Genomic DNA, 23,658 nt, shown 5'->3' with positions numbered 1-23,658 from the left:
GGGGCGGACCCGGCCGTTCGGTCACACACAGGTTCTGCGCTTAGGGTGTCCCACCATGGCTTCACCGAGTTACGACCACCCGCGCCGGAAGAGGCGCTGGTTCCGCCGCATCTCGCCGCCCGCGCTCGCCGCCGCCGCGCTGCTGAGTCTGGCGATCCCGGCGGTATCGGCTCCCGCCTCCGAGGCCGTCGGTATCGACGGATCGGTCTCGGGTCCCGCCGGACTCGCGGTGCTGGATCTGACCTCGGACGGCCCGAGTATCTCCACCGCCGCGGGGATACCGCGCGATTTCGCGAACTACGCCGGTTACGAGCCCGTGGTCCGGCAGGGCCTGCTCGTGGCACCGGATGGCAATTGTTCGTCACCGGTCGAGCTGCCGCCGGAATTCGATACGGCCTGTATGGCGCACGACCTGGGGTACGACCTGCTCCGCTATGCCGACAGCACCGGCGCTCCGCTGGGCCCGTGGGCCCGTCAGGCCCTGGACCGGACTCTGGGCGTGCGGTTGCACCAGGCCTGCGACGCGCATGCGGAGCCGATGGTCCGGACCCGCTGCGAAACCTTCGCGGGGATCGCGGCCACCGCGGTGGAGTTGAATTCCCGCCGCCAGCACTACGGGGTGCCGGTGGTGGAGACCTTCACGCAGGCGGCGACCCAGGTCGCCACGGAACACCCCACCCAGCCGTGGCTGCTGCGCGGCGTCGCGCTCGGGCTGGCGGCGGTCGCCGGGCTGGCGCTGGGCCTCCGCCGATTGCACCGCCGGGTCCGCCGGTCGGCGGTCACCGGGGCCGGTGACCGGCTCGGCCTGCCGGTCCGCCCCGGCGAGATCGCGGCGCCCGGGCGTGCCACCCGGCGCCCGCGGCTGTTCGTGCCGGGAATGGTGCGGCTGCCCATCGATCCGCCCCCGCTCCCGCACCTGCCGCTCCCACATCTGCCGCTGCTGTCGGTGTCCGGAAAGGGGCCGGGCAGAGCCGCCGGTTGACCCCACCTGTAACGCGTTCTAGTTTTAGGGCGTGCTTGTTGTGGACGATGTGGTCGAAGTGGATGCCCCCGCCGAGGTGGTCTGGTCGGTCCTGACCGATTTCGACCGGTACGGCGACTGGAATCCGTTCATCAGTCGCTGCCGCGCGGAGCTGACCGTCGGGGCGCCGATCGATATGCGGGTCCAGCAGCTGGCACCCCGGCCGATCCCCATGCGCGAATGGATCCACAGCGTCACCCCCGGCCGGGAATTCGGCTATTCCATGAAACCGATCCCGTTCGGCGCCCTGCGCAGCAACCGCCGCCATACGCTGACCCCGCTCACCGGCGACCGCACCCGCTACGAATCGCATTTCGAACTCGCCGGCTGGCTGGCGCCGCTGGTCGGCCTGCTGTTCGGCCGCGGTTTCCGCCGCGGGTTCCCCGGTATGACGACTGCCGTAGAACGCGAAGCCGAACGGCGCCACGCGGCCTGAATACGCCACGGGCGGTGACCCGCAACCGGATCACCGCCCGCGACCACACTCAGTGATCGGCGCTCGGACTCAGACGATCGCGCCGCGCGCCGCCTCGTAGGCCGCACCGACGCGGTACAGCCGGTCGTCGGCCAGTGCCGGCGCCATGATCTGCAGACCCACCGGCATCCCGTCGTCACGGCTCAGGCCCGACGGCACCGACATCGCCGGATGCCCGGCCAGGTTGGTGGGCAGCGTGCACAGGTCCGACAGGTACATCGCCAGCGGATCGTCGACCTTCTCGCCCAGCTTCCACGGGGTGAACGGGCTGGTCGGCGAGACGAGCACATCGACCTGTTCGTAGGCCTTGTCGAAATCGCGCGCGATCAGAGTACGCACCTTCAGCGCCTGCCCGTAGTAGGCGTCGTAGTACCCGGCGGACAGCGCGTAGGTGCCGATCATGATGCGCCGTTTGACCTCCGGCCCGAACCCGGCGGCCCGGGTGGCGGCCATGACCTGCTCGGCGCTGTGCTTACCGTCGTCGTCGACCCGCAGCCCGTACCGCATGGCGTCGAAGCGCGCCAGATTGGACGACACCTCGCTGGGCAGGATCAGGTAGTACGAGGCCAGCGCGTACTCGAAGTGCGGGCAGGACACCTCGACCACTTCCGCGCCGAGATCCTTCAGCACTCCCACGGCGGCGTCGAAGGACGCGAGCACACCCTGCTGGTAGCTGTCGGAGTGCAGTTCCTTGACCACCCCGATCTTCACACCGCGCAGATCACCGGACGCACCCTGCCGGGCGGCCTCGACCACCGCCGGAACCGGCACATCACGCGAAGTGGAATCGCGCGGATCGTGCCCGGCGATCACCTCGTGCAGCAGCGCGGTGTCCAGCACCGTCCGCGCGCACGGGCCGCCCTGATCCAGCGACGACGCACAGGCGACCAGCCCGTACCGCGACACGGTGCCGTAGGTGGGTTTGGTGCCGACCGTCGCGGTGACGGCGGCGGGCTGCCGGATCGACCCGCCGGTATCCGTACCGATCGCCAGGGGCGCCTGGTAGGAGGCCAGCGCCGCCGCCGAACCACCGCCGGACCCGCCCGGGATACGCCCGGTGTCCCACGGGTTCTTGGTCGGCCCGTAGGCGGAGTTCTCGGTGGATGACCCCATCGCGAACTCGTCCATATTGGTCTTGCCGAGGATCGGGATACCGGCGGCGCGCAGCCGGCCGGTGAGCGTGGCGTCGTACGGCGCCACCCAGCCCTCGAGGATTTTCGAGGCGCAGGTGGTGGGCATATCGGTCGTGGTGAACACGTCCTTGAGCGCCAGCGGCACGCCGGCCAGCGGCGACGCGGGAGCATTTCCGGCAGCGAGTGCGGCGTCGACTTCGGCCGCGGCCGCGAGCGCCTGCTCACCGGCGACGTGCAGGAACGCGTGGTATTCACCGTCGACTGCGGCGATCCGGTCCAGATGCGCCCGGGTCACCTCCACCGACGACACTTCCCCGCCGTGGATCTTGCCCGCGAGCTCAGCCGCGCCGAGCTCGGTCAGTTCGGCGCTCATTCGCCCTCTCCCAGAATCTGCGGAACCAGGAACCTTTGTTCCTCGCTGGCGGGCGCACCCGACAGGGCCTGTTCGGGACTGAGCCCCGGCGTCACCTCGTCGGGGCGGGTCACATTCGTCACCGGGTCGGGCGACGCGGTGGCCGGGACATCGGCGGCGGCCACCTCGGAGATGGTCTGCACATGGCTGAGGATCGAATCCAGCTGTCCGGCGAACTGATCGAGTTCGGCCTCGGACAGGGCGAGCCTGGACAGCCGGGCGAGGTGTGCGACCTCGTCGCGGGAGATGGCGGTCACCGCGAACCCCTTTCGGCGATAGTTCGGATTACGGATCACGAGCATCGAACAGCCTAATGGTGACCGCCGGCGGGAGGTGGCCCGGAGGCCCCGAGCCGCATACCGGTGGCGCGTCCGGAGGGTCAGGGCGCACAATTCGAGTCGATAACCTTCCGTAATGGGTGTAAGGATGAGCAGACCGGGTATCCGTTGATAGCCTCGGCCGCTGAAGGAAAGGGAAACGCACGTGTCATATCTGCTCCGCGTGCAACTTCCGGATCGTCCGGGAAGCCTCGGATCACTAGCGGTAGCCCTCGGCACCGTCGGTGCCGACATCCTCTCGCTGGACGTCGTCGAACGTGGCGCCGGTTTCGCGGTGGACGACCTGGTGGTCGAGATCGCCCCGGGCGCCCTCCCCGATACCCTCATCACCGCCGCGGAATCGCTCGGCGATGTGCGGGTCGATTCGATCCGGCCCTATTCCGGTGTGCTCGACACCCACCGCGAGCTGGAACTCATCGATAACGTGGCCAACGCCCGCGACGACCGCCTCCAGGTACTGGTCGACGGTATTCCGCGGGTGCTGCGGGTCGGCTGGAGCACGGTGCTCGATATCGGACCGCAGGGCGGCTACCGCGTGGTCGGCAGCCAGAGCGCACCCCAGACCCAGGCGGGTTCGGTGCCGTGGATGCCGCTGCAGAAGCCCATGGCCCTCGACGCCGACGCGGACTGGGTGCCCGAGATCTGGCGCGATATGGACACCAAACTGGCCGCCGCACCGCTGGGCCCGTCCAGCCAGGCGCTACTGCTCGGCCGCCCCGGCGGACCTGATTTCCGGCCGTCGGAGGTGGCGCGTCTCGGCTATCTCGCCGGAATCGTGGCCACCGTCCTGGGCTGAGCCACCGGCACCGGAGCGCGGGCCTGCGCCGGCGCGGCACAACCGCTACGCACCGGGTTCGATGATCCGCCACCTGTCCGGTTTACCGGGCGGATAGGCCACCGTGAGAGTGTCGCCGATGGCCGGCCAATAGGCGGCGTCCCAGACCAGGCGCCCGTACACCACCGTCCCCGGTTCGGACGGGCCGGAGAGATTACCGGTGATGGTGACGAACTGTTCGCCCATCGCCTCCGGCCGCGGGCTCACCCCGGTGAGGTACAGCGATCCGACCTCCGCGTCCTGCGGCAGCGCGGTACCCCGCCGGCCGCGGAAGACCAGGACCAGCATTCCCACCAGCGCGGCCACCATGATCGCCAGCATCGCGAATTCGAACACTCCCCCATGCTATGCGTATCTCCGCACGGCACCCGGCGTACGCGCGCGGTGTACTTCCACCACCTGCGCGCCGATCATCCGCTCGGTGCCGGCACCGCATACCGGACTCGGTGCAGCACAGTAGGCCGGCCCGGTGGACCGGATCGGCAGATTATCCGCGCGAAACCCCCTGCGGTGACAAAAGATCGGCCGCTTCCGCCGGAACCGTGGATTCTGCGGGACCCACCACCGCGCGCATCAGGCGGCCGCAACCGGGTATTCCCCAGTCATCGGATGTGGAAGGAAGCGATCGATATGTCGGCCTCATCTATTCGAGCAGGTGCCATGGGCAGCCGCGTAGTCAGCCTCGTCATACTCATATGGTTCGTCGCGGGGATACTCGCCACCTGGCAGCGGGGCTACTTCAACGAACCGCCGAGCCACTGCTCCCACGTCGCGACACTGGCGGTCACCATCGTCGCCGGACCGCTCAACTACCTGGGACTCAACCCGAAAATGGGCTGCACACTCCCGAAACCGAGCCCCTAGGGTCCGAAACCCCCGCGCGCCGAAAACACAGCCCCTCAGGACAGGGTGAGTGTGCTGGTGCCGTAGCGGGAACGGCGGACGGTCCAGACACCCGTGCGGGTTCGCGCCGAACGACCGTTGCCGCGGTCGACCAGTACGCGGTCCGCGGTCGTGTACACCAATTGCGCACCACGCGTGTTGGTTTCGGGATTCTGGAACAGCTGCACCAGCCGGTCGGCCTCTTCGACGGGCAGTCCCTCGCCGATATCGTCGACCACGAGCACCCGGCCGGCGTCGAGGGCGTCGAGCACCACCGGCAGCAGCCGCAGCAGGGCCAGCGTCGCCGAGGATTCCTCGGCCAGGGTGAACACCGGTTCCACACCGGTGTGTACCAGGCGCAGCCCCACCCCGCGCCGCGCGACCATCCGGGTGTAGAGCGCGTCGCGGGCATTGCGCATATTGGTCAGTTCCCGCGCCAGCTGCGCCGCGGTCAGCCCGCTGTCCTGTTCCAGCTGCCCCGCGTAGGCGGCCGAACCGGCCGCCCTATCGGTCTGTTCGCTCAGCGCGGCGATATCGGCGTCGAGGTCGCGCAGGTAGTCGGCGTAGCCGGGATCGTTCTGTGCGATCAGCAGATCGGTGATCCCGAGGTCGGCGGTCTGCAGCAGGGTCAGCAACCGGGCCGCGTTCTCGGTGGACCGCGACAGGTGCGAGCCCACCCGTAGCTCGACCGAGTCGATCTCGCCGCTACCGCGCAGCACCTCGAGCATGGTTTCGAACCAGCGGTAGGCAGGCACCAGCGCCTCCGCGTACATCTGCCCGGCCAGGCTCAGTAGCAGCGCGTTGGGGCGCACCAGCGGTATCAACGCGGTGATCCCGAACCGCGCGGCCTCGAACATCGGCCCGACGCGCACCGCCTCACCCTCGCGTTCGAAAACGATCCGTTTCCGCGACCGCGGATGACTGTAGAGCCATTCGGCCGCGATATCGGCGGCGTCCAGCCGGAACCCGTACGTGTACGGAACCTCCTCGGCGACGAACACCACCTCGAATTCGGAGGGCTGCCCGGTGTGGCCGAGATGCGGCGCACGCTCCGGCCCGGCATACGGGTCCCATCCGGTCACCGACCGCAATACCGCATCCCGCATATGCCCCAGCGCGTCGACCAGATTCGATTTACCGGCCGCCGGGCCCCCGTGCACCGCGGTCACCGGCACCGCCACCGGCGCACTGCCGCGGGTCAACCGCAATTCCTGTAGGTCGGCCAGCGATTTGTGGTTGGACACCCGAAAACTGCGCAGCATCCCACCATCCTGCCGCGCCGTCACCGGACAGCGCGGTATCGGATATCAGCGGCGTGTGCCGGGCGGGGTGATCGTTGCTGCCTCCCGGTCGCAGGCACGCGGTCCCACCCGTATCAGAAGCGCTCTTACCAGCGATATATGGGTGCGGGGATCAGTAGCGATTTCGATCGCCGGAAGGAGGTGAGAGCAATGGGTTCCTTCGGATTCGATTTCGGCGTCGGCCTCGACCTTTTCCTCAAATGGCTCCGCGTCACATTCGGGCTGGACTTCGGCCTGAGCTGACCACTATGCGGTGACACCCGGGAAGGACGCTGTCCGCACTAGCCCCCCGCGGTATCCGCTGCGGGGCTCGTGTCGTCCGGCGTCCGCACCGCGTCCGGACCGGATTCGAGCAGTGTGCGGAACCCGTCCTCGTCCAGGACCGGGACACCGAGTTCCTCGGCCTTGGCCGCCTTGGAACCGGGGGAATCGCCGACCACCACGAATGCCGTCTTCTTCGATACCGATCCGGCGGCCTTCCCGCCGCGCTGCAGGATCGCCTCCTTGGCGCCGTCGCGGGAGTACCCCTGCAGCGATCCGGTGACCACGATGGACAGGCCTTCGAGGTTGCGGGGGATCGACTCGTCGCGTTCGTCGGCCATCCGCACCCCGGCTGCGCGCCATTTGTCCACAATCGCGCGATGCCAGTCGACGGTGAACCATTCCGCAACCGCGGTCGCGATGGTCGGGCCGACACCCTCCGCACCCGACAGTTCCTCCAGGGATGCCTGTTCGATCCGTTCGAGACTGCCGAATTCGGCGGCCAGGGCCCGCGCGGCGGTCGGCCCGACGTGGCGGATGGACAGGGCGACCAGCACGCGCCAGAGCGGGACGTCCGTGGCGGCGGCCAGGTTGTCGAGCAGGCGGCGGCCGTTGGCCGAGAGGCTGCCGTTCTTGTTCGTGAACAGCGAGACACTCTTCAGGCGCTCGGCGTCGAGATCGAACAGATCACCCTCGTCGCCGATCGCGCCGGAGTTCAGCAGCGCGACGGCCGCCTCGTAGCCCAGCGCCTCGATATCGAACGCGCCGCGACCTGCCACATGGAACACCCGCTCCCGCAGCTGGGCAGGGCAGGTGCGCTGGTTGGGGCAGCGGATATCGGCGTCGCCCTCCTTTTCGTAGGCCAGCTCGGTACCGCACTCCGGGCAGTGGGTGGGCATCACGAATTCGCGTTCACCGCCGGTGCGGGCGTCCACCACCGGACCCAGCACCTCCGGGATCACATCCCCGGCTTTGCGGATGGTGACGGTATCGCCGATCAGCACACCTTTGCGCACCACCTCGGCAGCATTGTGCAGGGTCGCCATGGAGACCGTGGATCCGGCGATGAACACCGGTTCCATCACCGCGAACGGCGTGACGCGCCCGGTCCGCCCGACGTTCACCGCGATATCGCGCAGTGTGGTGGTGGCTTCCTCGGGTGGGTACTTGTAGGCGATGGCCCAGCGCGGCGCCCGCGAGGTCGATCCGAGGCGGCGCTGTAACAGCAGTTCATCGACCTTCACCACCAAGCCGTCGATCTCGTGCTCGATATCGTGGCGGTGCTCCGCCCAATACGCGACCCGGCCCAGGACCGCGTCGACCCCGCTGACCAGTTCGGTATGCGCCGAGACCGGCAGCCCCCAGGCCGCCAGCGCCCGATAGGCATCGTGCTGTGACCGCGGGGTGAAACCTTCGGTGCGTCCCAGCCCGTGGCAGATCATCCGCAGCCGCCGCCGGGCGGTGACCGACGGGTCTTTCTGGCGCAGTGAACCGGCGGCCGTATTGCGCGGGTTGGCGTACGGCGGTTTTCCCTCCGCCACGATCGCCGCGTTGAGCGTTTCGAAATCCGCCAGCCGGAAGTACACTTCGCCGCGAACTTCCAGCAGGCCGGGGACCTGGAATTCCGCGGTGCCGGTCAACTCGCCCGGGATGTCCTCGATGGTCCGGGCGTTGAGGGTGACATCCTCACCGGTGCGCCCGTCGCCGCGGGTGGCGCCGCGTACCAGCTTGCCGTCGCGATACACGAGGTTCAGCGCCACCCCGTCGATCTTGACCTCGCACAGATAGTGCAGTTCGGGGCCGGTTTCCTCCTCGACACGCGCGGCCCAGGCCCGCATCTCCGCCGCGGAGAACGCATTGTCCAGCGAGAGCATCCGCTCGAGGTGATCGACGGCGGTGAAATCGGTGGCGAACCCACCGCCGACGAGCTGGGTCGGCGAATCGGGGGTCCGCAGATCCGGATATTTCTCCTCCAGCGCCAGCAACTGCTGGAACAGCTGATCGAATTCACCGTCGGAGATGATCGGCGCGTCCCGGACGTAGTACCGGAATTGGTGTTCGCGCACCGTATCGGCGAGTTCCTGCCAGCGCACCCGCTCTTCCCCGGCGGCCGGTGCGGGCGCGGCCTCGCCGGTGGCGGTATCCGGTTCGGTGGGGCTCGAGGTCTCACTCACACCACGCAGATTAGTCCAGCCCGCCGACGCTTCCGGTCACCATAACCGCACGTCGTCGCCTGTGCCGCCGGATCGAGGTGCCGGGCCGACGGCCGTACCGCGGGTGGCGGCACGGGCTTCCGGTTCTGCAGCACGCCGGCCTCGAGCGACCGATGCCGCCGACTGCTATTGCGGGACGAGCGATTCCGGATCCTGCGCGAAGGCCTTCGCGGTATCCGAGGCCAGGCGAAGTGCGTCCCGAGCCCAGCTCCCCGAAGCACAGGCCAGCCCGCAGGCGGGGCTCACCGTCACCCGCCGCGCCAGATCGGCCCGGGGGAAACCGAGCCGGTCCACGAGGCGCGCGCCCGATTCGGCGATCTCCCGCCAGGTCACCGGGTTGCCGGGCCGGACGGTGGGCACCATCCCCAGTACCAGGATTTTGCCCTGGTCGAGCGCCTCACCGACCGCGTCGAGCCCGGCTGTCCCGGCGAGCGTCGCGAGATCGAACCCGAGCGCGGCGGCCGTCGACCTGCCCAGAAATTCCAGCGGCGGTCGATTCGCGCAGGTATGTACCAGGGTCGGCACCCGCTGCGGTTCCAGGACCGAGTCGAGGATCGACAGCGCTTCCGGCTCGGGCACCGCGGCGATCGTGTTGAGCACACTGGCCCCGCGCAGCGAGCCGTTCAGCACATCGGCCAGTGACGGTTCGTCCAACTGCAGGACGACCTCAGCCTCCAGCCGGGCACCCACCTCGGCAATATGCGCCGCCAGCCCTTCGGCCAGTGAATCCGCCAGATCGCGCACGGCACCCCGATCGGTGAGCACCCGATGACCGCCGGCCAGTTCCACCTGCGCCGCCAGGGTCAGCGGACCGGCCGCCTGCACCTTCACCGTCCGCCCGGCCCCGCGCAGTCCGGCGTTCTCCCAGGCTTCCTGCAGTGCGTCCAGATCGGTGCGCAGCAGATCGTGCGCCCGCCGGGACACCGATCCCGGCCGGGGGGCCAGCCGGTAGCCGCGCGGTGTGGTGTCGAAACGCATATCGACCAGCAGGGCCGAGACCCGCCCGACCATATCCGCGCCCACACCCCGCGCGGGCAGTTCCACCAGATGCGGCAGCCCGGGCAGCTCACCGACGATGACCGCGGCGGCCTCCCGCGGATCGGTACCCGGCCACGACCCGACCCCCGTTGCCACCCCCGCCGGGAAACCGGCTGCTGTCATCGGGGCGCGCCGGCCGGTGCCGTGCGCGCGGTGGCCGCGATGGTCCCGCTCCCCAGTACCGCGTCACCCGCGGCGTCGGGCCGGTACAGCACCGCCGCCTGACCGCGCGCGACACCGCTCAGCGGCTCGTGCAACCGCACCAGCATGCCGTCGCCCACCGCTTCCGCGGTGGCGGGCGCGGTACCCCCGTGCGCCCGCACCTGGACGATGCAGTCGACGGGTCCCTCGGGTGCCGAACCGCTGGTCCACACGGCGCGGCCGGCTTCGATCGACCACACCTGCAGGTCGTCGGCCGAGCCCACGTGCACGGTGCCGGAGTCCGGATCGATCTCGGTGACGTAGCGGGGTTTCCCGTCCGGCCCGGGCCCCGGCAGGCCGAGACCCTTGCGCTGGCCGATGGTGAACCCGTGCACCCCGTCGTGTCGCCCCAGTTCGGCGCCCTGCGGATCGACGATGGCACCGGGCCGGATACCGATCTTCGCACCCAGGAACGCCTGGGTGTCACCGGAAGGAATGAAGCAGATGTCGTGGCTGTCCGGCTTGTTCGCCACGGCCAGGCCCCGCTCGGCGGCCTCCGCGCGGATTTCCGGTTTGGGTGTATCGCCCACCGGGAACATCGCGCGCCGCAACTGCTCGGCGGTCAGTACCGCGAGCACATACGACTGGTCCTTGTCCGCGTCCACCGCCCGGCGCAGCACACCGTCGGCGAGCCGGGCGTAGTGGCCGGTGACGACCGCGTCGAACCCGAGAGCCGCCGCCCGGTCGGCCAGCGCGGAGAACTTGATCTTCTCATTGCACCGCAGGCACGGGTTCGGTGTTTCGCCCGCGGCGTAGGCGGCGACGAAATCGTCGATCACATCTTCTTTGAAACGGTCCGCGAAATCCCAGACGTAGAACGGGATCCCCAGCACATCCGCGGCCCGGCGGGCGTCACCCGCGTCCTCCTTGGAGCAGCAGCCACGCGACCCGGTGCGCAGCGTGCCGGGCGCCGACGAGAGCGCCAGATGCACCCCGACCACCTCGTGTCCGGCGTCGACAGCCCGTGCCGCCGCCACCGCGGAATCGACTCCACCACTCATCGCGGCGAGTACGCGCATACGCTACGCACCTCCTCTCGCACCGGCCAGGCCCGCGGCCCTGGCTCGTTCCACCACTTGCGGTAATACTTCCAACAGGGCCTTGATATCGGATCGCCGCGAGGTATGTCCAAGGGAAAACCGCAGCGATCCGCGCGCTTCCCGGGAATCGACCCCCATGGCGATCAGGACGTGGCTCGGTGAGGCGACCCCGGCCGTGCACGCCGAACCGGTGGAGCATTCGATACCCGCCGCGTCCAGCAGCATGAGCAGCGAATCGCCCTCGCACCCGGGAAAGGTGAAATGCACGTTACCCGGCAACCGGCTGTCGCCGTCCGGGCCGTTCAGCACGGCATCCGGCACGATCTGCCGGATCCCGGCGATCAGCTCGTCCCGCAGCGCCGTCAGTTCCTTTGTCCGGGAGGCCATTTCCACCGAGGTCTGACGCAGCGCGGCAGCCAGCCCGACGGCGGCGGCGACATCGGAAGTCCCCGACCGCAGATCCCGTTCGTGCCCCCCGCCGTGCAGCATCGGGACGCACCCGACCTGCCGTCCCAGCAGCAGCACCCCCACACTGTGCGGGCCGCCCAGCTTGTGTCCGGCGAAACTCGCCGCGGCCAGCCCGCTGGCACCGAAATCGATGGGCAGCTGCGCCGCGGCCTGTACCGCGTCACTGTGCATCGGCACCCCCGCCGCGCGCGCCAGCGCCGCCAGCTCGTACACCGGCTGGATCGCGCCGACCTCGTTGTTCGCCCACATAACGGTCACCAGAGCGACCTCGTCGGGGTGCTCGGCCAGCGCGGCGCGCAGCGTTTCGGGCGAGACGATCCCGTCGGTGTCCACCGGCAGCCAGGTGACCTGCGCGCCCTCGTGCCGTTCCAGCCATTCCACCGCGTCGAGCACCGCGTGGTGCTCGGTGGCCCCGGCCAGGATCCGGCGACATCGGGGGTCGGCGTCCCGCCGCGCCCAGTAGATGCCCTTGATCGCGAGATTATCGCTTTCGGTTCCCCCGGAGGTGAGAATGACTTCCGAGGGCCGGGCCCCCAGATCCGCGGCGATCGATTCGCGCGCCTCCTCGAGCTGCCGCCGGGCCGCCCGGCCCGACCCGTGCAGCGAGGACGCGTTCCCCACCTGCCCGAAGACAGCGTTCATCGCCTCGATGGCGGCCGACAGCATCGGTGTGGTCGCCGCATGATCGAGGTAAACCGTCGTGGGCACACCGTTGACCGCACCCGGGAAAGCCGATTTCATGACCGATTCAGCCTATACCACCGTTGACCTGGGAATCTTCGGGGTCTCCCCCCTGCTTCTACGATTTTTCTACGATTTGCACACGATCCACAACAGTGCAGGCACCACTGGCATTCCCGGATCCATGTGGTCCCGTAGAAGACTTGGCTGCACCCAACAATGCAGACTCCACGCACCCACGAGAGGGACCGGATCACCCGGCCGAATCGACGAACCGGGCATCTGAACGGGTGCCGCCACCGCGGCTACCCCGCCCGGCCTCAGGGGACAGGAACCTCAGGGGACAGGAAGCAGTAGCACTCTGCGTGTGAGGCGGACAGATTCAGGGCCAGATCCTGTGCCGCCCGTGCCGTAGCGGGCTACCTGGACAACGGCGCCACCGATGTCCTGCCCACTGCCACACCGGCACCGTCCGGCGCAGCACTGCCGGCCATCGACCTCATCGCACAGTTCATCGTCACTCCGGGCCTGACGCCCGCGTTGCGGTCATCGCGGCCGGCCACATGGCCGAAATCAGGATACGGGCGGCCGAAGCAGTGACCCGCCTGAAGCCGTTGACCGGTACCGGTGGTTGAACGCGCCCGCAGACTTTCTGTTCCTGCGCACCGACTCCGCGCCACCAGGCGGGCCAGGGTCGCGGATCGAGCCGCGATATCACTGTGACCGCCAGCGTCCCGAATCGCCGGCACCTTGACACCGACAACCCCCAATGTGATGCTGTGCACATAGATTTGCAGGAACATAGGAGTCCCTTTGCAGCTCGCACGCGAATCCGCCAGAAACTCGTTCAACATTGATCTATGTTGGTCAAGGCCAAGTGCGTGATGCCCATCATGAAGGCACTCTAGATACGCATGCATATAACAAACGGTTGCATCGGGGACGACGTCCGAGCAACGACCACAACACCACCCCTCCCACGCGGCGTTGCCGGCCCACCGAGACCCGGCGGCGAGCTGTTGCCCCACCGCATACCCGGGTGGTCCACGTGCCGGGGACAACCACGCATATGTCGGCGCCCCGGCGTGATAGGGCCTTCGTAGCTGCATTCAGCTCAGCCGACACGCCACCCAACACGCCTACCGTCTGATCGGTCGGCGACCTTTCGAGCTGGCGCGACACTGCCCAGCCTGTACTGCCAAGGACCGATGAAAATGAGAGTGAAAGTCGCCACGCTCGCTGTCTCCGCAATGCTGACCGCCGCCGGGTGCGCGGGCGCTGGAGGCAACCTAGCCGGACCGGACGAGAACCTTGTCCTGGTCACGAATCAGCCCAACACATCGTTCGACCCACCGCTGATGCGGGTCGGACCACAGGCCCTGTACTGGCAGGCGGTCTATGACACCCTCCTGCACAGCGACGTCGACGGCGAGCCACTGCCGGGAATGGCGTCGGCGTGGTCCTATGACGAGAGCAAGCTGAATCTCACCCTCACCCTGCGCGACGACATCACCTTCAGCGACGGCAGCGCCTTCGATGCCGCGGCGGTCAAATCGAACGTCGATCACTTCATGGCGACACCCGGACCCAACGGCCCGATGACCACTGCGATCGAGTCCGTCGAGGTCGCCGGCACGCACCAGGTGGTCATCCACCTCAGGCGGCCGGACCCGGGCCTGCTCACCAACCTGAGCAGCACGCTCGGTGCAATGGCCGCACCCGCCGCGATTGCCCGCGGCGATCTCGCGACCGCGCCGACCGGCTCGGGTCCGTACACCCTCCAGGCGGGCGAGTCCAGCGCCGAACGGAAGCTCTATCAACGCAATGCCGCGTATATCGATCCGGCCGCCTACCCTTTCGACACGGTCGAGATCAAGTACTTCGCTGATGTCAATCCGGTCCTCAATCAGCTCAAGACCGGGCAGGTGGACGCCGCGATGGTGCGTGCCGCCGTCACCGAGGAACTCGAGGCGAGCGGCGTGAAGGTGATCAGTGAATCCACGGAGTGGGCTGGGCTGCTCCTGCTCGATCGGGCCGGAACGTCCGTGCCCGCGCTCGGTGACGTCCGGGTTCGGCAGGCCCTCAACTATGCGTTCGATCGCGACTACATCAGTTCGATCACCGACGGTAATCCGGTGCCGACCGCGCAAATCTTCAACGCGGATTCCATCGCCTACGACCCGGCGCTGGAGAGTCACTACAACTACGACGTCGACAAGGCCAAGTCACTGCTCACCGAAGCCGGATACGGCGACGGTTTCACCTTGCCACTGCCCGACCTCAGTGCGATTCTCGGACCCGCGATCAACAAGACGATCGACCAGGCTTTGAATGCGATCGGCGTCACCGTCGAGTGGCAGCGAATTTCCCCGACCACGATGACCTCGGATATCACCTCGGGCAAGATTCCGGTGACGCTTTTCCAGCTCGCGTCGAACACACCATGGCAGACCATCACGAATTCGGTCGCTCCCAGCGCGGGCTATAATCCGATGCGCACGGAAACCCCAGAGCTCAACGCACTGATCGAGCGGGTCCGCGTCGCCAACGGCCCGGAAGAATCGGCCGCCGCGTACAAGGCAGTCAATCGATATGTGGTGGAGAACGCCTGGTTCGTCCCACTGTTCCGCCCTGGCAAGTACTTCGCGCTCACTCCGGGGATTACGACCGAATATCAGCTCACCGGTTCGGTGCCTGACCTCTCGCGATTCCAGCCGGTGCAGAAATGATCGATTTCCTGGCTACCATCGACAGCACGAGCGGCGGTGATCGCCGATGACGTTGCTGATTCTGCGCAGGCTCGGGGCAGCGGTCGGCATGATCTTCGCAGTGTCGATCCTCGCTTTCCTCATCCTGAGTAGCGGGAACGACGATCTGGCTCGAAACATCCTCGGCGAAGCGGCGACGCCCCAGGCCGTTGACGACCTGACCCGCGAACTCGGCCTCGACAAGCCACTGATCGCGCAGTTCCTCCCCTGGCTCGGTGACCTGGCCCGTGGCGATCTGGGCCGGTCGTACCTCAGCCAGCAGCCGGTTGTCGACGTCGTGGGAGAACGACTGCCGGTGACGTTCTCCCTGATGGCACTGACGATCGTGGTCGTCGCCTTCGCCAGCACCGGGCTGGCGATTCTGGCCGCGACCCGGCGAGGCGCGGTCGACCGCGTGATCCAGGCCGGATCGATCGTCGCCCATGCCATCCCGAATTACCTCGTCGCCATGCTGCTGGCGTCCTGGCTTGCCGTGGGTCTCCAGCTGTTCCCTGCCGCCGGTTTCGTCCCCCTCACGGTGTCACCCTTTGCTTGGGGAGCTTCGCTGGCGCTTCCGGTCGTCTCGTTGGCGCTGGCCGGCGTGGCGGCCAGCGCGCAGCAGGCGCGCGGTGCCTTGGTCGATGTCCTGGCCTCCGACTACATCCGCACGCTGCGCTCCCGGGGCATTTCCCAGCGCTCACTGCTGTGGCGGCATGCGATGCGCAACGCCTCCCCAGCCTGGCTGACCACGCTGTCGCTGCAGCTCATCGGTCTCATCGGCGGATCGTTCATGATCGAGAAGGTCTTCGGTATGGAGGGTCTCGGCAGCATGGCGGTCAATGCCACGCTCAGCGGCGACCGGCCGGTGCTCATGGGCATCGTCATCCTCACGACGGTGTTCGTCGCAACCGTCAACCTCCTCGTCGATCTCGCCCTCGCCTGGGCCATTCCGAAGGCACGCGTCTCATGACCGATATCCCTGGGCCCCCCGCTGCCGGTGGCCCCGACCCAACCGACCCGCGCGAACGCCACGACATCCGTGCGGATCTGGTAACCAACTCCGCCACACACGTAGGGCTCGCGATTCTGCTCGTCGTCGCGGCGTGTGTACTCGGCGCGTTCTACCTGGAGTGGTTCCACCCCGAAGCAGGCATCAGTGGTGATCTCAGTTATCGCAACGGGGCACCCGGGGTCGGAGGTCACCTGCTCGGTTCCGACACCGCAGGCCGTGACGTCCTGTTGCGTCTTGTCGTCGCCTCGAAGACGACGATTCTGGGGGCGGCGCTGGCGGTCTGCGTGGCGCTGGCGGTGGCGGTGCCGTTGGGATTGTCCGCGGGATACTTCGGCGGGAAGCTCGATGCCATCAGCCAATGGGTAGCCGCGCTCATCATGTCGCTGCCCTCGCTGCTGCTGCTCATCACGCTGGTGTCGGTGACGAGTTCAGCTACCAGCACCGTCATGACATTCCTCGGGCTGCTGATGTTCCCCGCGGTATTCCGGCTGGTCCGCGGTCAGGTCATCGCGGTCAAGAACGAGCTGTACGTCGATGCCGCCCGGATCTCGGGGCTGCGCGACGCCAGGATCATCGCGCGCCATGTGTTCGGTGTAGTGCGCGGCCCGATCGTGATCATGACCTCGATCCTGTGCGGTGTCGCGATCACCGCACAAGCCGGCATGGATTTCATCGGTCTGGGTGACACCGAGACCGCGACCTGGGGCCAGATGATGAACGAGGGATTCCTCGTCTTCTACAGCAACAAGGCGCTGTTCATCTGGCCAGGAGTCACTCTCACCCTGACCATCGCGGCCTTCATGCTGGTAGGCAACGGGATACGGGACACGTTCGCCCGCACCGGCGACGACGCACCCGCAGGTGCTGGTTCCGCTGCCCGGACCCCGGTCCCGCACAGCGCAGTTGCCGCACCGTCTCCCGACGTCGTGGTCGCCGTCCGCGATCTGGTGATCGCCTACCCCGGCGCCGGACAGGGGCGGGAGGTGGTGCGCTCGGCCGCGTTCGAGCTCCGGCGCGGACGCACCCTCGGCGTGGTCGGCGAGTCCGGCTCCGGTAAGACGCAGACGGCCTTCGCGATCCTCGACCTGCTGCCCGCCGCCGCGCGAGTCGAGCACGGCGAGGTGTGGCTCGACGGCGTGAACACCTTGACGTTGTCCACTGCCGAACGAAGCAAGCTCGTCCGGTCGCGGGTCGCGTATGTTCCGCAGGAACCGATGAGCAATCTCGATCCCGCCTTCACGATCGGATTCCAGCTCGTCGAGCCGCTACGTGTACGCGGCATGAGCAAGGACAAGGCCCGCAAGCGCGCGCTCGAGCTACTCGCACGCGTCGGGATACCCGAACCGGAACGCACGTTCGCGGCCTACCCCCATCAGATCTCCGGCGGTATGGCCCAGCGTGTCCTCATCGCCGGTGCCGTCTCGACCGATCCGGCGGTACTCATCGCGGACGAGCCGACGACCGCCCTCGATGTGACCGTGCAGGCCGAGATCCTGGACCTGTTCCGTGACCTGCAAGCCGAACTCGGGATGTCGATCCTGCTCGTCACCCACAACCTCGGTGTCGTTGCCGACCTGTGCGACGACGTCGCGGTCATGCGGGAGGGTGCGGTGGTCGAAACCGCCACCGTCGAGGAGTTCTTCGCGAACCCGCAACACCCGTACTCCCGGCAACTGCTGGACTCGATGCCGGATCCCGACCACATTCGGGCGCCGTTCGACCGCGAGCAGGCCGATGACGCGATCCGGATGGAGAAGACCACCCTATGACCCTGCTCGACATCCGTGACCTCACAGTCACCTATCCCCGCCGCAATCGGCGCACCGCGGCCTTCACCGCGGTCCGCGACGTCTCGCTCGATATCCGCGCCGGTGAGACTGTTGGCCTGGTAGGCGGCTCCGGGTCGGGAAAGACGACGATCGGACGCGCTGTCCTCGGTCTGGCACCGGTCACCCAGGGATCGATCGCGTTCGACGGCGAGGATATCAGCCACACCACCCGAACTCGGCGCCGTCGACTCGGCTCCGAGATCCAGGTGATCTTCCAGGATCCCTATACCTCGCTCAATCCGTCCATGACGATCGCCGACATCTTGACCGAGCCGCTGACCGCTGCCGGACGATCAGGACCGCAGTCCCGCGACAGGGTCGCACAGCTCCTCGACGCGGTCGGCCTGCCCGCCGATGCCGGTGCGCGCTACGCCTGCGAGTTCTCCGGCGGGCAGCGGCAACGTATCGCGATCGCGCGGGCGTTCGCGCTGCAGCCGAGACTGATCGTGTGCGACGAGCCGGTGTCGGCTCTCGATTTGAGCACCCAGGATCGAGTCCTGCGACTCCTTGTCGACATCCAGGAGCGGACGGGCGTCGCCTATCTGTTCGTCTCCCATGATCTTTCGGTGGTCCGCCACATCAGCCACCGGGTCGCGGTGATGCGTCAGGGCGAGATCGTCGAGTCGGGATCGTGCGCCGCGGTCACCGAGTCCCCACAGCACCCGTTCACCCGCGACCTGCTTTTCGCCTCCCCTGTCGCCGACCCGGCCCGGCAACGCGAGCGACGACGGCAACGCGGGCAAACGCACGAGCGGAATCCCGCCGAACCGCCCACCGCCGGTCGGTCCACCGCACTCCAGGAGGCGCCGTGATCGCACCGTCCCGAATGTCCGCCGTTCCGATCCTGCTCACCGCGATCGCGATCGCTTCGACGTTCCTGTTCGCCGCCTTCCCCGCCCCGCTCATCGCCGGGGCGATCGTGTTGACGATCTCCTTCGTACTCGGCCGGCGAGATCTGCGCGCGCGGCGGCGCTTCGTCATCCCCGCGGTCACAGCGGTGATCACGATGCTCATCGCGACGATCGCGGCGAGCACTTTGGTGCCCGCAGACGCCGCCGCACCACGTCCGGCCCATTCGATCACCATCTCGTCCAGGAACTGACCTCGGACACCACCGGCTCAACAGCGACTTCCACAGTCGTCGCAACTTTCCGACAGGATGGTTGCGGCGACCGTGTCGCTTTTGCGGAGGTGTCGCCGGGTTCGGGTGTCAGCAGGTCACCGAAGCTTCGGTAGCGATGGGCGTTCCGCGAGCGACGCCGCTGGACCACCGGCCGCGCACGTACCTTGCCCGCCGAGGACGATCTGCGCTGTCCGAGCCGGGAGCCGTCTCGACCATCCGGCCGGCGCACGCTCGGGCAGAGACTATGGGACGTCCTGGTCTTGTACGCATCGCCCACCAACTCGCCGCCCACAACGCGCAATGCTCGGCGGGGATATCCCAGCCGAGCATTGCGCGTGACTACCGATCTACTGGACGCAGGCGATCCAGCTCAGCCTGCGGCGTGCGTCTGCGGAACCGGAGCTGTTGCGGTGGTGATGATGTCGTTGATCGCATCGACGTCGAAGTCGACCGCGTCGATCCGGCAGAGCCGGTTGAGCGGAGTTCCGACCAGCATGCTGTATCGGCCGAAGTCGAGTTCGGGGTTGTCCAGCAGGACCCCCGCCAGGCCGCCGGAAGCCCGGCCCAGGATCTCGCGGAGCGTGGGCCCATGGACCGGGTCGGCGAGCCAGGCGCCCGTCGACGAGGTCGGGGTGAGCCGGCTGGGCAAGGCCTCGCCGTCGAGCTGGATGGTCTGGGTCACCCGGATATCGGTACTCGACGCGCCGACCTGGATGACGAACTCGCCCGCCTCCACGTGCCAGGAGCCCTTCCGCGGATGCCAGTAGGCGAAGGCGCGGCGATCGAGTTCGACCCGCAGCCGACGGGATTCGCCGGGGCCGAGCTCGACCCGCGTGAACCCCTTCAGCTCGTGGACGGGGCGGGCGAGATCCGACTCCGGGTCGGCGACGTAGATCTGCGCCACCTCCGCCGCCGGGCACTGCCCCGTGTTGGTGATGGTGAATTCCGCCGTGGCGCTGTTCCCTTCGACCGTCACCTCCAGGTCGGAGTAGGCGAACGTCGTGTAGGTGAGACCGTGCCCGAAGGGGAAGGCGACCGGAAGGCCGCGGGTTTCGTACCAGCGGTAGCCGATGAAGATGCCCTCGCGATACTCGACCGTGTTGCCGTCACCGGGAAAGGCCGTGTACGCAGGGGTATGCCGCAGGTCCAGCGGGATGGTCTCGGCGAGTTTGCCCGTCGGCGAGTGCGCGCCCGACAGCAGGTCGGCGACGGCGGTGCCTCCTGCCTGGCCGCCGAGCCAGGCGAGCAGGATCGCGTCGGCGTGGTCGGCGAACGGCAGGGTGACCGCGGAGCCCGCCTGGACGACGACGGTCAGCCGGCCGCGCCGTTGCCGCAGCGTATCCAGGAACTCGACCTGATCGGCGGGCAGATCGATCACCGATCGGTCGTAGCCCTCGGACTCGGCGGAATCGGGCAGTCCGGCGAAGACCACGACCTCGGCCGCGTCCGCGGCAGCCGTCGCGGCGGCCAGATCGTAGTCGGCGAAGTACTCGATGGTGCGATCGGGCAACGCCGTACGCAGCGCGTCCAGGGCGTTGTCCAGCCGGGTCGGCACCACCCGCGAACTCCCCGCCCCCTGATAGCGCGGCGTGACGGCGAACGCGCCGCACACCACGATCGGAGCGCCGGTCCCCGCCAGCGGCAGCGCGCCGTCGTTCTGCAGCAGCACCGCGGATCGGCGGGCGGCATCACGCGCCAGCTCGTGATGGGCATCGGTATCGACGACCGCGGGTCCGTCGGAGGCGCGCGCCCGGTCGATCAAGGTCAGCACCCGCGACGCGGCAAGATCGAGGTCGGCACGGTCGAGTTCCCCGGATTCCAGCGCGGCGAGCACCCGGGCGGGCCCGTCCGAGCTCGCGGGCATCTCGAGGTCGAGGCCGGCGCCGACTCCGGCCGCGCGGTCGTTGACGGCGAACCAGTCCGACACCACCAGGCCCTGGAAACCCCACTCCTCGCGCAGCACCTCGGTGAGCAACCATCGGTTCTCGGCGGCATAGGTGCCGTTGAGCCGGTTGTAGGAGCACATCACCGTCCACGGCTGCGCCTTGCGCACCACGGTTTCGAACGCGGGGAGGTAGATCTCTCGCAGCGCCCGCTCATCGACCTCGGCGGAGACCGTCATCCGACTGTGCTCTTGGTTGTTGGCCGCGAAGTGCTTCAGCGACGCGCCGATCCCGTTGTCCTGCAGTCCGCCTACCATCGCCGCACCGAGTTCTCCCGCGAGATAGGGGTCTTCGGAGAAGTACTCGAAGTTGCGCCCGCACAGCGGGGACCGCTTCATGTTGACACCAGGCCCGAGCAGGACTCCGACCCCAGCCGCCCGCGCCTCGATCGCGAGCGCGGCGCCGATCCGCGCGAGTAGTTCCGGGTCGAAACTGCTCGCCAATCCGGACGCGGTCGGGAAACAGGTCGCCGGCCGGGAATCGGTCGTGCCGAGGTGGTCGGCGTCCGCGTCCTGCCTGCGCAGGCCGTGCGGGCCGTCGGCCACACTGATGCCATCGATTCCCAGCCTGGGAACTCCGGTGAGATCCCAGAAACCCGCGCCCGTACAGAGGGCGGCCTTCTCGGCGTCGGTCAGTTCGGTGATGAGCGGATGCAGAGACATGACAGTTCCTTCGTTGTTCCTGAACAAACCGGCGGGCGGAGCGCGCTCAACGCGCCCCCGGCACCGGCAGGTCCACTCGAGAAAAGCGCGGATCGGCCGCGAGCGGTATGACATCGCCGGTTTCCACCAGCCAGCGCACCATCGCTTCGTGCATGCGCTGTTGAACATCGGTGTAGTCCGGATGCCCGGCCACATTGTTCTGCTCGTGCGGATCTTCGCCGCGCCGGTACAGCTCCGGCTGCTCGTACAGCCGCCACACGTAGGTCCAAGTCCGATCCCGGACCGCCACAGCCCTGCCGACGAGCGTCGGGTCTTCGTGCTGCAAGGCGGCTTTGAGCTCGTAGGGGAACCCACCGTTCTCCAGCTGCGGTTCCTCCTCGCGAGTGAATCCGCCCTCGGTGAAGGCGAATTCGCGGTGCTCGCGGTCGGGGTCGTGCAGCAGCGGGACCAGACTTCGCCCGAAATGCCGATGCTGCGCGGTCGTTCCGGCCAGCTCGAGGACGGTGGGGAGGATGTCTATCAGCTCCACCATCGCGGCACACCGCCGGCCGGCGGGGATGCCCGCGCCGCTGATGATGAGCGGATCGCGAGTGATGCACTCGTGCATCGCCGACGGCCATTTCTCGATCAGCCCATAGTCGCCCAGATATTCGCCGTGGTCGGCGAAGAACAGCGTGACGGTGTCTTCCGCGACGCCCGCGCGCTCGACCCCGGCGAGCACGCGGCCGAGTTGCGCGTCGAGCCGCTCGATCATCCCGTAGTAGGTGGCCGTGACCTCCCGCCACTGTGCGGGGGTCACCTCGCCGAGCTGATAGCGTTCGCGGATCGCCGCCATGTATCGGGGTTCGGTCGCCGGATCGCCGGGTGCGACCGGATCCGGCAGGTCATCGCGATTCAGCCGGGAGAAGTACGGCTCCTCGATCTGGAACGGGCAGTGTGGCGCGATCATCGGCACGAAAAGCACCCATGGCTGGGCCGGCGGATCCGCCAACCACGCTTCGGCGGTACGGATCGCGGCCTCATCCGGGTCGATGCCCGCGTCATGGGGGACCAGACCGCCATAGAACAGTCGTGGCCCGTCGGAGCTTTCACCTGCGCCGTGGAACACCGTCGGCGACACCGAGAATCCGTACTCATCACAGCTCGGTTCCGTCGCTCCCGGGGCGAACACATCACCGCGCATCCCGGCCAGGGTCACGTGATATCCCGACTCCTTCAGCGTCCGGAGCAGATTCGGCTCGTGCGGCTGGAGCAGATGGGTGAGCGTGCGATGCCCGGCCGTGTGGGGATACCAGCCGGTCAGGAATGACGCACGGCTCGGCGAACAGACCGGGTGCTGCACGTAGGCGTTGGTGAAGGTCGTGCCACGGGCGGCCAGCGCGTCGATGTTCGGCGTACGGACATGGGTGTTGCCGAACGCGCCGAGGGCGTCCGCGCGCAGCTGATCAGGAATGAAGACGACGAAGTTGGGGCGAGTGGTCACGCGAAACCCTTCTCTCTGTTGCGGGCCACCACAATGGCTCCTACGCTCGCGGATTCGCGGATGTACGGCCGGTACATCGCGGACATGAACAGGCCGTTGACGACGGTGAGCCCGCCCGAAACGAAGAAGCCATAGCGCCAGCCGTCGGGAACCCGCGACAGCTGACCGAGCAGCGGTCCGCTGATCGCCGACAGCAACGCGAACCCGCCGTAGAGGAGGCCGGACGCCCGGCCGCGGCTGTTGTCGTCGAACAGATCCGCGAGAATGCCGTTGATCAGCGGCCCACCTGCGGCGAAGCCCATCGCGGCGATGCCGTAGAGCACCAGGAGCTGGGCGAAGTTCTGGGACAATCCGGCCGCGGCCGACCAGACGCCCCAGAGTCCGCAGAACACCACCAGCACGTTCTTGCGCCTGACCCGCGCGGCCACCAGCACCCTGCGCCATCTGCCGGCGACCGGCGGCGCGCCGGACGCAAGGGCGCCGGGGACGGTGACCGCGCCCGGCTCGACAGCGGCGGAGCCGGGCGCCGGCTTCGGCGGCAGGGAGCGGGACATCGGTCC

The 23,658-nt window shown here is 68.1% G+C and carries 20 protein-coding genes; 9 read left to right on the top strand and 11 right to left on the bottom strand.

The features are described 5' to 3' along the window. Positions 1-55 precede the first annotated feature (55 nt). Complete coding sequence (locus tag ACIA75_RS20355; RefSeq protein ID WP_397106155.1) at positions 56-982, top strand: hypothetical protein; 927 nt, start codon at positions 56-58, stop codon at positions 980-982. Positions 983-1,013: 31 nt separating this feature from the next. Next, positions 1,014-1,457: an SRPBCC family protein gene (locus tag ACIA75_RS20350; RefSeq protein WP_397106153.1), complete on the top strand. Its 444-nt coding sequence runs from the start codon at positions 1,014-1,016 to the stop codon at positions 1,455-1,457. Positions 1,458-1,526: 69 nt separating this feature from the next. On the opposite strand, the gene gatA is transcribed toward ACIA75_RS20350, so the two are convergent. Further along, positions 1,527-3,002, bottom strand: coding sequence for an Asp-tRNA(Asn)/Glu-tRNA(Gln) amidotransferase subunit GatA (gatA, locus tag ACIA75_RS20345; protein WP_397106151.1), 1,476 nt, complete (start codon positions 3,000-3,002; stop codon positions 1,527-1,529). Beyond that, positions 2,999-3,298 carry an Asp-tRNA(Asn)/Glu-tRNA(Gln) amidotransferase subunit GatC gene (gene gatC / locus ACIA75_RS20340; protein WP_397106149.1) on the bottom strand — a complete coding sequence of 100 codons (300 nt, stop codon included), beginning with the start codon at positions 3,296-3,298 and terminating at the stop codon, positions 2,999-3,001. Before gatC ends, gatA begins: the two co-directional genes overlap by 4 nt. A gap of 226 nt (positions 3,299-3,524) precedes the next feature. On the opposite strand from gatC, the gene ACIA75_RS20335 reads away from it, so the two are divergent. Further along, entirely contained in the window at positions 3,525-4,175 is a 651-nt protein-coding gene (locus ACIA75_RS20335; protein ID WP_397106147.1) for an amino acid-binding protein, read from the top strand. 45 nt (positions 4,176-4,220) lie between these two features. Here the strand turns inward: ACIA75_RS20335 and ACIA75_RS20330 are convergent, their stop codons facing one another. Continuing rightward, entirely contained in the window at positions 4,221-4,550 is a 330-nt protein-coding gene (locus ACIA75_RS20330; protein ID WP_397106145.1) for a hypothetical protein, read from the bottom strand. Between the two features lie 324 nt (positions 4,551-4,874). Here ACIA75_RS20330 and ACIA75_RS20325 point away from each other — a divergent pair, with 324 nt between their 5' ends. Further along, entirely contained in the window at positions 4,875-5,078 is a 204-nt protein-coding gene (locus tag ACIA75_RS20325) for a hypothetical protein (protein ID WP_397106143.1), read from the top strand. 35 nt (positions 5,079-5,113) lie between these two features. Here the strand turns inward: ACIA75_RS20325 and ACIA75_RS20320 are convergent, their stop codons facing one another. The 5 genes from ACIA75_RS20320 to ACIA75_RS20300 form a co-directional block, all read right to left on the bottom strand. Further along, positions 5,114-6,358, bottom strand: coding sequence for an ATP/GTP-binding protein (locus ACIA75_RS20320; RefSeq protein ID WP_397106141.1), 1,245 nt, complete (start codon positions 6,356-6,358; stop codon positions 5,114-5,116). Positions 6,359-6,678: 320 nt separating this feature from the next. After that, positions 6,679-8,832, bottom strand: a complete 2,154-nt coding sequence (gene ligA, locus ACIA75_RS20315; protein WP_397106139.1) for an NAD-dependent DNA ligase LigA — start codon at positions 8,830-8,832, stop codon at positions 6,679-6,681. 165 nt (positions 8,833-8,997) lie between these two features. Then, complete coding sequence (locus tag ACIA75_RS20310) at positions 8,998-10,032, bottom strand: methionine synthase (protein ID WP_397106137.1); 1,035 nt, start codon at positions 10,030-10,032, stop codon at positions 8,998-9,000. After that, positions 10,029-11,129 (bottom strand): tRNA 2-thiouridine(34) synthase MnmA, encoded by a 1,101-nt coding sequence (gene mnmA, locus ACIA75_RS20305; protein ID WP_397106135.1) that lies wholly within the window; start codon positions 11,127-11,129, stop codon positions 10,029-10,031. The genes ACIA75_RS20310 and mnmA overlap by 4 nt, the downstream gene beginning before the upstream one ends. A gap of 3 nt (positions 11,130-11,132) precedes the next feature. Continuing rightward, positions 11,133-12,359 (bottom strand): cysteine desulfurase family protein, encoded by a 1,227-nt coding sequence (locus ACIA75_RS20300; RefSeq protein ID WP_397106133.1) that lies wholly within the window; start codon positions 12,357-12,359, stop codon positions 11,133-11,135. A gap of 1,154 nt (positions 12,360-13,513) precedes the next feature. Here ACIA75_RS20300 and ACIA75_RS20295 point away from each other — a divergent pair. The 5 genes from ACIA75_RS20295 to ACIA75_RS20275 are packed head-to-tail and all read left to right on the top strand — an operon-like array spanning position 13,514 to position 18,989. Beyond that, on the top strand, positions 13,514-15,028 hold the full coding sequence (locus ACIA75_RS20295) for an ABC transporter substrate-binding protein (RefSeq protein WP_397106131.1): 1,515 nt from the start codon (positions 13,514-13,516) through the stop codon (positions 15,026-15,028). A 46-nt stretch (positions 15,029-15,074) separates the two neighbouring features. Continuing rightward, the gene (locus tag ACIA75_RS20290) at positions 15,075-16,016 is read left to right on the top strand and encodes an ABC transporter permease (RefSeq protein ID WP_397106129.1); all 942 of its coding nucleotides are present in this window, start codon (positions 15,075-15,077) and stop codon (positions 16,014-16,016) included. Then, positions 16,013-17,827, top strand: coding sequence for a dipeptide/oligopeptide/nickel ABC transporter permease/ATP-binding protein (locus tag ACIA75_RS20285; protein ID WP_397106127.1), 1,815 nt, complete (start codon positions 16,013-16,015; stop codon positions 17,825-17,827). Before ACIA75_RS20290 ends, ACIA75_RS20285 begins: the two co-directional genes overlap by 4 nt. Beyond that, positions 17,824-18,699 carry an ATP-binding cassette domain-containing protein gene (locus tag ACIA75_RS20280; RefSeq protein WP_397106125.1) on the top strand — a complete coding sequence of 292 codons (876 nt, stop codon included), beginning with the start codon at positions 17,824-17,826 and terminating at the stop codon, positions 18,697-18,699. The genes ACIA75_RS20285 and ACIA75_RS20280 overlap by 4 nt, the downstream gene beginning before the upstream one ends. Next, positions 18,696-18,989: a hypothetical protein gene (locus ACIA75_RS20275; protein ID WP_397106123.1), complete on the top strand. Its 294-nt coding sequence runs from the start codon at positions 18,696-18,698 to the stop codon at positions 18,987-18,989. The genes ACIA75_RS20280 and ACIA75_RS20275 overlap by 4 nt, the downstream gene beginning before the upstream one ends. Positions 18,990-19,380: 391 nt before the next feature. Here ACIA75_RS20275 and ACIA75_RS20270 read toward each other — a convergent pair whose 3' ends face one another. The 3 genes from ACIA75_RS20270 to ACIA75_RS20260 are packed head-to-tail and all read right to left on the bottom strand — an operon-like array spanning position 19,381 to position 23,652. Further along, on the bottom strand, positions 19,381-21,615 hold the full coding sequence (locus ACIA75_RS20270; RefSeq protein ID WP_397106121.1) for a glycoside hydrolase family 3 N-terminal domain-containing protein: 2,235 nt from the start codon (positions 21,613-21,615) through the stop codon (positions 19,381-19,383). Positions 21,616-21,661: 46 nt separating this feature from the next. Further along, positions 21,662-23,098: a sulfatase-like hydrolase/transferase gene (locus tag ACIA75_RS20265; protein WP_397106119.1), complete on the bottom strand. Its 1,437-nt coding sequence runs from the start codon at positions 23,096-23,098 to the stop codon at positions 21,662-21,664. Beyond that, the gene (locus ACIA75_RS20260; protein ID WP_397106117.1) at positions 23,095-23,652 is read right to left on the bottom strand and encodes an MFS transporter; all 558 of its coding nucleotides are present in this window, start codon (positions 23,650-23,652) and stop codon (positions 23,095-23,097) included. Before ACIA75_RS20260 ends, ACIA75_RS20265 begins: the two co-directional genes overlap by 4 nt. Positions 23,653-23,658 lie beyond the last annotated feature (6 nt).

This window comes from Nocardia sp. NPDC051750 (genome assembly GCF_044453135.1).
Classification (GTDB): Bacteria; Actinomycetota; Actinomycetes; order Mycobacteriales; family Mycobacteriaceae; genus Nocardia.
This window is presented reverse-complemented; position numbering and strand designations above follow the sequence as displayed.